Below are 9,775 nucleotides of genomic sequence, written 5' to 3'. Positions count from 1 at the left end.
CCGCCGGGAGGTGAATACGTGCCACCACCCCCGCCGCCGGGAGGTGAATACGTGCCACCACCCCCGCCGCCGGGAGGTGAATACGTGCCACCACCTCCTCTGGAAGGAGCCTATACCTATCCAGATGGTTCCATGGATGTTCAGCAGCCGGATGGCTCAGTCATGCATACGACTCCGACAGGCGATGTTTCGACTGTCTATCCAGATGGTTCCACGCAGCATATTTACCCTGATGGTTCCACCGAAACTGTCGATGCCAATGGCAACTATACCCGTGAAGGTACCGATGGATACAAGGCAACCTACAACACGGATGGTTCTGGATCCTATCAGAATCCGGACGGCAGCTCCGGGACATGGGATGCCAACGGTCATGGTACCTGGATCAGCGCGGACGGCACCACGGGAACCTTTTAGGCCCATGGTCTCTTTCTACCAGGTCCATGGTTCGTAGATGTATGGGGCTGGAGAGGGTTTCCTCTTCCAGCCCCTGCTGGCATTGAATGGCAAGGAGGAAGGAATGTCGGAAGCTCTCAAGACCGCCAAGGCAGATGCATTGAAAAATAAAGCAAAACTACAACAAATGCAGGCCGAGGCCCGTGCCAGGACGCAAAGAATCAAAAATATGATGAATCGACCAAAACCGCCCGCCAAATAAGATCCCTTGCTGAAGCGGTCAGAAGCGGTCAATTGATCGAATCATCCTGTTCTCGAACCCTTGCCGCCCCCGGCAGTGTTGAGAAATAATCACCTTGAGCTTGATTTCTCATCAATCGTACCATAGAAGGTGGATTCTGAACTGATGGCTGACAATTCACCAACCAACAATCAGGGCCAGCCCAGTCACTCAGAGTCCGGAAACAGTACCAACGAAAATCCAGTTTCGTCGTTGGATCAAAGAGAATCGTTTCCCGAATCCACGGAATCGGTTCCGGTGACCGTGGAGGCATTGGAAGGTTCCAGTGCCTCCATGTCTGTCATGGAGCTGCAACAGGAAATCCAGCGCTTGAAGTTTTCCCGTGACATGACGCGGGAGTTTGTGCGCAGCACCGGCAGTATGAAAAAAGTAATGGAGGTGATTTTCAACCGGGTGGTGGAAATTCTGGAGGCCGAGGCCGGATCTCTCTGGCTCCTGGATCACCACTCTGGACTCAACATCTGCCACCTGGCGGAAGGTCCCGCCAAAAGCCGGATTCTGGGTTTGCGTCTGCCCAGAAATGAAGGCATCGTCGGCCAGGTGATCACCACCAACAGATCCGAAGTGGTTCTGGACTGCACCCGCGATAAACGCTTTGCCGCTGGTGTGGACCAAAGATCCGGCTTCAAGACCCAATCCATGCTCTGTGTCCCGCTGGCGTTTGGCAGCAATGCCTTTGGGGCCATTCAAATCATCAATAAAAAGAGTGGAATCAAAAAGCAGTTTACCACGGAAGACCAGCGAATGGTCGAAGACCTGGCCTTGTCGGCGGCCATTGCCGTGCGCAATGCCCGTGTCCTGGATTCCGTCAACCAGGTCCAGCAGCGGACAAAATTTTCCCGGGACATGACCCGGGAATTTGTGCGCAGTACCGGCAGCATGAAGAAGGTGATGGAGACCATCTTCAACAGGGTGGTGGAAATTCTGGAAGCAGAAGCGGGGTCCTTGTGGATACTGGATGCCGGTTCCGGTCAGAATATTTGCCACCTGGCCGAAGGACCCGCCAAAACCCGCATCCTGGGGTTGCGCCTGCCCAAAGAGCAGGGAATTGTCGGCGAGGTGATCACCACAGGCAAACACCAGGTGGTCCTGGATTGTTCCAAGGATCCCCGTTTTGCCGCCACGGTGGACGCCCACTCCGGTTTCAAAACCCAGTCCATGCTCTGCGTGCCGCTCGTGGATGGGGATCATGCCTTTGGTGCCATCCAGATCATCAATAAAAAGAGTGGCCTGGACAAGCAGTTTACCGAGGAAGACCAGCGCATCGTTGACGATCTGGCCCTGTCGGCAGCCATCGCCGTGCGCAATGCCCGCCTCATGGATTCCGTCAACCAGGTCCAGAATCGCCTGAAATTTTCCAGGGACATGGCGCGAGAATTTGTCCGCAGTACCGGCAGCATGAAAAAGGTAATGGAGGTTGTCTTCACCCGGGTGGTGGAAATTCTGGAAGCCGAGGCAGGCTCCATGTGGATGCTGGATGTCAGCTCCGGCCAGAATATCTGCCACCTTGCAGAAGGCCCCGCCAAAACCCGGATCATGGGGTTGCGCCTGCCCAAAGATAAAGGGATCGTCGGTCAGGTGATTGGCACGAACAAGCCTGAAGTGGTTCTGGATTGTTCCCGGGACCCGCGCTTCGCTGCCTCGGTGGATGAACAATCCGGTTTCAAAACCCGGTCCATGCTCTGCGTTCCGCTGGCCGATGGCGAGCAGGCCTTCGGGGCCATCCAGATCATCAACAAAAAAAGCGGGGTCGATAAACGGTTTACCGAAGAGGACCAACATCTTGTCGATGATCTGGCCCAGTCGGCCTCCATCGCCGTGCGCAATGCCCGCCTCCTGGAAACAGAGAGCCGGGTCCGGGAGATGAAAACCCTCATGGAGGTCTCCCGGCAAATCTCCTCCACCCTGAACCTGGATCAGGTACTGGGAATGGTCGTCAACATGGCCAATGAACTCGTTCCCATCACCGGCGCTGCCGTTGCTCTCCTTTCAGAAAAAAAGGATGAACTCTTTCTGTCCATGCTCTCCGGCGGGCGCAAGGTGGACATGAGCCTGCCGGAACACAAAAACCTGTTGAGCCTGATGGAGAGTGTGCGCAAATCGGAAAGGCTCTCCTACATTCCCAACGTGGCCGCCTATCGCCAGCAAACCGGAACCGCTGCAAATCCCTGGGCGGATTATATGGAGGCCAGTCATTTGGCGGCCATCTGGAGTGCCCCCCTCAAGGATGAGGAAGGCCCGCTGGGGGTCATGTGGATGGAGAGCCAGACCGCCGATTTTGCCGGCGGCAACAAATCAGACATGCTCATGATCCTGGCCACCCAGGCCACCGTGGCCCTGCGCAATGCCAGCCTGTTTCAACGCATCCCCTTTGCCGATGTCCTGGGCAAAATGGGTGGCAAGGGAAAGACCTGGCTGGCCGGGTGGCGTCGAACCGTTCTGATCGGGATGGCTCTGGTCGGGATCGCCTTCTCCCTGCACTATCTGCCGGTTTTTCGCTGGGTCACCGGGCCGTGTGTGGTCGAGGCCCGCTTTGGGCGCGGGGTTTACCTGCCCGTGGCCGGACGGGTCGAAAAATCCCTGGTCCACGAAGCCAATCAGGTTCGCAAAGGGGACCTTCTGCTGACCCTGGATGCCACCCCGATCCGCCTGCGTCTGGTCGAGGCCGAATCCAAACTGGGTATCCTGGAACGCCAGATTGTCGAGGCCAAGGCCGCCTCGGACATGGCGGCCATGAGTCGGGCCGTTGTGGAACGGATTGCCGCCCAGGCCGAACTCGCCCGGGCGCAGGAAGAGATGGCCCTGGTGTCGATCCATGCACCCATGGATGGTATCGTTTTGACGCCTCGCCCGGAAGAACTCGTGGGACGGGATTTTCCCCTTGGGGCCGAGGTGTTGCGCCTGGCTGATCCAAGTCAGTTTACCATCATGGTGGAACTGCCCGAGGAGGATGTCCTGGATGTGCAGCCGGGCCAGAAAGTGCGTGGCGTTTTACGTTCCCGGCCAGGCAAGGGATTCACCGGCGATGTTGTCCATGTGGGTCGTGCCTACGCCATACCCGTGGAAGCCCTGGAAAAAGGGGTCGTGGATACCAAGGCCCCGCAGGGCTTTGTTGCCGAAGTTCATATAGACCACAGTGACGTACAATTGCGCCCGGGCATGACCGGTCAGGCCATCATCACCACACCGGAAACCTCCGCCCTGGTCCGCATCAAACGGCGTTTGGTCAATACCCTCTCCTTCTGGTTCGGCTACTAGACCGCGTCCACTTTGAAAATATGCCATTTGGGAGAATAAAAATTTTTATTGGGGCGCTGCCCCAAACCCCGCCAAGAGGAAGGGCGTGGATGCGGTTCAGGCCAGGAGACCCCGGGCCATGAGTGGAACGCCACCCCCTCCCCTGCGGGCCGACGTCAAGATTCGCAAAAATCACAGTCAGGGTGAGACTACCTACATTCTCAAGGAACCGGACTCCGGATCCTATTACCGCTTTGATGCTGCCCAGTATCTCATGCTGACCCTGTTTGATGGTCGCAAGGATCACGATGCACTGGTCAGTGCCTTCGATGCGGCCAGCGATGAGTACGCCTATGACCTGGAAGCCCTGGCCAGCCTGATCGATTCGGCCCGTGAATTCAAACTGCTGCAACGCTCCAAAAAAGAGGAAAACATTGCCCTTCTTGAAAAAATGAAGGCCGACCGCAAAGGCCGGATGCTCCAGGCCCAGGGCTCCCTCATGCTGATGCGTTTCCATCTGGTCGATCCAAACGCGGCCTTTGAAAAAATTGTCGGCCATCTGCGTTGGGTCTGGACGCCCATGACCGTCAAGGCCAGCCTGCTTCTGATGGGGGTGGCCATTCTGGTGGGCATTTCCCAGGCATCCCGTTTCAGTGAGGACTTTCAGGAAGTGTTCCGCTTTCAGGCCGAGGGGGGCTGGAATTTTTTGAAAATCTGGCTCGTGGCCCTGACGGCCATCGCCTTCCATGAGACCGCCCATGGCCTGACCTGCAAAAATTATGGCGGCGATGTGGACGACATGGGATTTTTGCTGTTGGCTTTTCAGCCCTGTCTCTACTGCAATGTCAACGATGCCTGGATGTTCGAAAACAATCGCCACAAAATCTACGTGGCCATGGCCGGCATCTGGATCGAACTTGTCCTGGCGGCTTGTGCCGTGTTTGTCTGGCTGGTCACCGATATCAACAATCCGGTGGGACGGACCGCTTTCATGCTGGTGACCATCAGCACGGCTGCCTCCCTGTTCATGAATCTCAATCCGTTGTTGAAATATGATGGCTATTACATTCTGAGCGACTGGCTCCAGGTACCCAATCTGCGCCAGAATGCCATCGACTGGTTCTCCCACTGGTTGAAGACCCGTCTGTTCCGGATCCAGGATGAAACTCCCCTGCGTCCCACCCGGCGGGAACGGCGCATCTACCTGATCTACGGTTCGCTGACGGTCACCTATCTGACCATCCTGATGTCCGGATTGGGCTTCATGCTCTATGACATGGTAGCCAATTCTGTTGGCATGGCGGGGATTGTCCTTTTTTTGTGGTTGGTGGCCAAACTGACCAAAATGCTGACCGGCAGTTGGTCCAAAACCCTGAAGGAGTTGGGCATGAACGCCCTGTTCAAAACCACCCGGCGACGTCTGGCGACTGCCGGAGGTCTGGCTGTGTTCGGCGTGCTTCTGTTTGCCTGGTCACCGCAGATCAGCATTGCAACCAAAGGCAAGGTGGATGCGCAGTTTTTGACCGTGTATGCCCGGGAAGGGGGCTTTGTGACCCAGGTCAACTATGATGCCGGGCGGCGCTTGACCGTTGCCCCGGGTCAACCTCTGGTCACCTTGCGGGCACCTGGTCTGGACCTGGAAAGGGCACGCCTGCTCTCCCGCAGACAGATCCAGGATCTGAATCGCAATCGCGCCCTGACCACCGGGGACAGAAAACTCCTGCAACGCATGGATATTGAAGCGCGTCTGGTGGATGAACAGATGCGGGCGTTGGCTGACCGTGCCCGTTATCTGACCATTGCCGCTCCGGCGGGTGACTGGCTTGTGGAGGGACCGCCTCCCGTCAATCTGGAGGGACGGTATTTTGGGGCCGGGACCACGCTCCTCAAACTCATGCCGGCCCGGCAACGCCACATCAATGTGGTTTTGTCCCAGGCGGATCTGGCTCTGGTTGCGGAAGGCAATACGGCCCTGATTCAATTGCGGGGGGATGCACCGGCCATTCTGGTCGGCAAGGTGTGGCGGGTGACACCTGTCACCAGGATGGATGGCAACAATCGCCTGTTTCAGGTACGCATCCATCTGCACATTCCCGATACCATGCCGTCTCCCCCACCAGATACCGAAGGGGAGGTCAAGATATACGGAGAGAAGGTACCCCTGTGGTTGCATATCCTGCGTCCCATTCGTCAGGGTTTGCGTGCGGATCTTTGGATTTGACATCACCTCTGGATGACTTGAAAGGAAATGCCTGGATGAAGGTGCCCCATTTACGGAAGATCCGTCTCCTTGCAGGTCTGTTGTTCTGGGCGGTCAGCGGGTCTTGCCCGGTCCTGGCCGCCGCAGCGACCGGGACAACGATTTCCTCCGGGACCCACGATCCGGCCCCGGTGACACCCGCCGGGAGTGCCCAGGCGACCCGGACCCTGGTAACACCCGCCGGGAGTGCCCAGGCGACCCGGACCCTGGTAACACCCGCCGGGAGTGCCCAGGCGACCCGGACCCCGGCGGTGACCGCGCCCCCCGCCACATCCTCGATTGAAAGCGAGACATTTGTGCATTTGCGCGGCGTGGCCATGGCCACGCAACGTTCCAAACTGGGTTTTACGCAACCTGGACGGATCGTGTTGCTGCCCAAAGAGGGGGATGTGGTACGCAAGGGACAGGTGGTGGCACGCATTGATGACAGCACGGCCCGGGTGACCCTGGTCCGCTCCGAAGCCACCCTGGCCAACGGGCAACTGGCCCTGGAACAGGCCATCCACAGCCGCGACAAGAATGCCCGTCTGAAAAGTGCCAACATTGTTTCCGACATGGCGGTGGCCGAGTCCGAATATGCCGTGCGCCAGGCCAGATCGCAGATCAAGCTGGCCGAGGCAGACCGGGAGGCGGCTCGTCTGGCCATCGAGGGGTGCAAGCTGGTCATGCCCTATGATGGTGTCGTGGTGGCCCTGGCTTCGCATCTGGGAGAGTATGTCGGCGTCGGGGCCACGGTACTCGAACTGGCGGATCTGACCAACCTGGAATTGACCATGGATGTGCCACCCGAACTGGTCAAGACCCTCCAGCCCGGCACAAAAACTCAGGTCATGGAACCGGCAGGTCGCGTGGTGGGGACCGCCCAGGTGCGGAGCGTGATGCCGTTCATCGATGGGGCCAGCGGTCTGCGTCGGGTCATCTGGTCCTTGACGCCCGGTCCAGGTGAAATTCTGGCCGGACGGTATCTGACCCTGAAACACTGGGGAAGTGTGCCATGAGCCGGTATCCGATCCTGAATCATGGGGGGAGTGTGCCATGAATTGGTCGTTGCAAGGTCAACGGGTTGTGGATATGTCATGGGCCGGACGGTATCCGATCCTGAATCATGGGGGGAGTGTGCCATGAATTGGTCGCTGCAAGGTCAACGGATTGTGGCGGTGACGTGGGTCGGTTGGTTGTTGCTGTGCGGGGCTGGCGAACTCCTGACCCTGGAAAAAAGCCTGGAAATCGCTTTCCGGGAAAATCTCAACCTGGATGCGCAGACCGAAGGACAAAAAAACAAGGAGGCCCTGGCCAAGGCAGCCTTCAAAAACATGCTGCCCAAATTGTCCCTGGGAACAAGCCGTACCGATATTTTGCACAACACGGCCCGCAGTGGCTCACTGGCCGAAACCTACAATACCACCCTGAACGTCAGTCAGACCCTCTACAGCGGCGGAGCCTTGCAGGGCAGTTGGAAAAAATCGCTTCTCGAAACCCGGCAGGCGGAACTGAACCTGCTCAACGAAAAACGGTCCCTGGTGCAGAGAGTCAAGGCGGCCTGGTATACGCTGTTGGAGACCACGGCCCTGCACAAGGAGGCGGTGGCCGCCCTGGAACGGCTCAAACAGCACGAGCAGAATGCCCAGGCATTTTATCGGGAAGGGCGCTTTTGGCGGAATGAGGTTCTTCAGGCCCAGGTGGAAGTGGCACGGGGCGAGCAGCGGTTGATCGAAGCCGACAATGCCCTGCAACTGGCAAAATCCGGTTTGAACCGATTGTTGCAACGTCCCTTGGATGCCCCGGTCGATTTTACGGGTACCCTGGAATGGCAGGAGATTCCGGTGACCCTGGAGGAGGCTTTTGCCCAGGCCAAGGCCAACCGGGCCGATCTGGAAAGTGCCCGCCTGGGTTTGGAGACCGGTCAGTTGAGTGAGACCATCACCAAGGCGGCCCTGTTGCCTTCCGTTTCCTTGCGTGCCACCCACAACCTGGATGCCGACGATGTACACTACAACCCGAACGACTCCAGGGAGAGCGTGACCCTCAATGTGAACTGGGATTTCTGGGAGTGGGGGCGCACCAGTCAGCTCGTGGAGGCCCAACGCGCCGCCAACCGGCAGACCGACCTGAAATTTCGGGAGCTGATCGAAACCATTCTGCTGGAGGTCAAACAGGTTTACCTGAACACCCAGGGGGCTGCCAAACGGGTCCAGGTCCTGAAACAATCCCTGGATCAGGCCGAGGAAAACTACCGGGTCAACCAGGTCCGCTATCGCGAGCAACTGGGAACGGCCACCGATGTCCTGAATGCCATGGATTTGCTCACCTCCACCCGCAACAGCTATACTTCCGCGCAGGCAGGATATCTGACCTCCCTGGCCACCCTTGACCGGGCAACCGGAAATCCTGTATTGCCCTGAAGGCCTGTATTGCCCTGAAGGCCTTGATCATTGTTGATGGTCTTCTCTGACTTGGGCCATGATCACCCATTTGGCCCCCTGGACCCCATGACAGAATGGCCGAAGCGATAATCAAAGCCTTGCCTTGAAACCAGTCGATTCATTTGGAGTACATCCGATCCGCACAATACGTTCCGGTCGTTTCTGGTGGCGCGTCATTCGGTATCTGGTACCCGTACTCATATTGGGTACCATTTTTGCCAAGGTTGAATGGCGGCAATTGCAGACCATTCTGGGACAGGCCGATTATCGACTCATCGTGGCGGCTTTTGTTCTGCAACTGGGTCCTGTTCTTTTGCAGGGTTGGCGCTGGCAGGTGTTGCTCCAGAGTGACGGCAATGCCTGGCCGTGGCTTTGGGTGCAGATCATTCATCTGGAGGCGGGTTTTTTTGATGCGTTTGTGCCCGGTCGGGTGGGCAGCGACATGTACCGGTTGACCCTGGTGCCAGCCGGGCGGCGACATCATGCGGCGGCATCTTTGCTGCTGATGCGTCTTCAGGGCCTGGTGATCAATTTTTCCGCTTTTGTCATTGCCGCCCTGTTCTGGTTCGGGGCGGATCTGCAACAACATGCCACAATGGTGTCGATCATGGGCATCACCCTGGCTGGCATGTTTGGGACGATTTTGTTGCTGGTTTGGAAAGGCCTGCCTGTCCTGAAGGTATCGTCCGACACGCCAGGGTTGCTGGGCCGCATGGCCGGGCATGGCAACCAGGTCTTGGAGGCCATCCGGGTCAGTGGTCGGCGTCCGCGACTTCTCTGGAACACTTCCCTCATCAGTATGGGCTTTGTATTGTTGAACAGTTTGATTTTCATGCTGGTGGGACGTGCCTTTGGCATGATCATTCCCTGGAGTCTGTTCATGGTCGGATCGCCGGCCATCATGCTGATGGCCCTGCTTCCCTTCAGCATTCAGGGGCGGGGTCCGGCTGAGCTGGTTGCCCTTTTTTTCTGGCACGAAATCGGTGGTGCCAGCACCGAGCAGGTGATTCTGGTCTCCCTGGGCGTCTTTGCCATCAATATGCTGCACTGCCTTTTGGCGGGCCTTCTGGTTGTGTGGCGTGCCCGCAAGCTGAAAAAATAGTGTAACTATTCAGCCCCCCTATTTTAGTAAACGTTTGAAAAACTGGGAAGGAGGTC

General features: G+C 57.7%; 6 protein-coding genes. All 6 read left to right on the top strand.

Annotation, left to right across the window (positions count from 1 at the left end; genetic code table 11):
- Positions 1–18: 18 nt before the first annotated feature.
- Entirely contained in the window at positions 19–417 is a 399-nt protein-coding gene (locus HQL65_18955) for a hypothetical protein (protein ID MBF0138317.1), read from the top strand.
- A 385-nt stretch (positions 418–802) separates the two neighbouring features.
- A complete protein-coding gene (locus HQL65_18950) occupies positions 803–3,955 on the top strand; it encodes a GAF domain-containing protein (protein MBF0138316.1) in 3,153 nt (1,050 codons plus the stop codon).
- 118 nt (positions 3,956–4,073) lie between these two features.
- A complete protein-coding gene (locus HQL65_18945; protein ID MBF0138315.1) occupies positions 4,074–6,155 on the top strand; it encodes an efflux RND transporter periplasmic adaptor subunit in 2,082 nt (693 codons plus the stop codon).
- A gap of 35 nt (positions 6,156–6,190) precedes the next feature.
- Positions 6,191–7,192 (top strand): efflux RND transporter periplasmic adaptor subunit, encoded by a 1,002-nt coding sequence (locus HQL65_18940; protein ID MBF0138314.1) that lies wholly within the window; start codon positions 6,191–6,193, stop codon positions 7,190–7,192.
- A 123-nt stretch (positions 7,193–7,315) separates the two neighbouring features.
- A complete protein-coding gene (locus tag HQL65_18935; GenBank protein ID MBF0138313.1) occupies positions 7,316–8,596 on the top strand; it encodes a TolC family protein in 1,281 nt (426 codons plus the stop codon).
- A 124-nt stretch (positions 8,597–8,720) separates the two neighbouring features.
- On the top strand, positions 8,721–9,719 hold the full coding sequence (locus HQL65_18930) for a flippase-like domain-containing protein (protein MBF0138312.1): 999 nt from the start codon (positions 8,721–8,723) through the stop codon (positions 9,717–9,719).
- The last annotated feature ends 56 nt before the right edge of the window (positions 9,720–9,775 follow it).

The sequence above is a fragment of the Magnetococcales bacterium genome, assembly GCA_015228935.1.
GTDB lineage: Bacteria > Pseudomonadota > Magnetococcia > Magnetococcales > DC0425bin3 > HA3dbin3.
Note: the sequence above shows the minus strand (reverse complement) of the source record. Positions and strands in the feature narration are given on the sequence as shown.

Coding starts and splice junctions, on each gene's coding strand:
- HQL65_18940 (MBF0138314.1), top strand. CDS start 6,191: ATGAAGGTGCCCCATTTACGGAAGATCCGTCTCCTTGCAGGTCTGTTG.
- HQL65_18950 (MBF0138316.1), top strand. CDS start 803: ATGGCTGACAATTCACCAACCAACAATCAGGGCCAGCCCAGTCACTCA.
- HQL65_18935 (MBF0138313.1), top strand. CDS start 7,316: ATGAATTGGTCGCTGCAAGGTCAACGGATTGTGGCGGTGACGTGGGTC.
- HQL65_18945 (MBF0138315.1), top strand. CDS start 4,074: ATGAGTGGAACGCCACCCCCTCCCCTGCGGGCCGACGTCAAGATTCGC.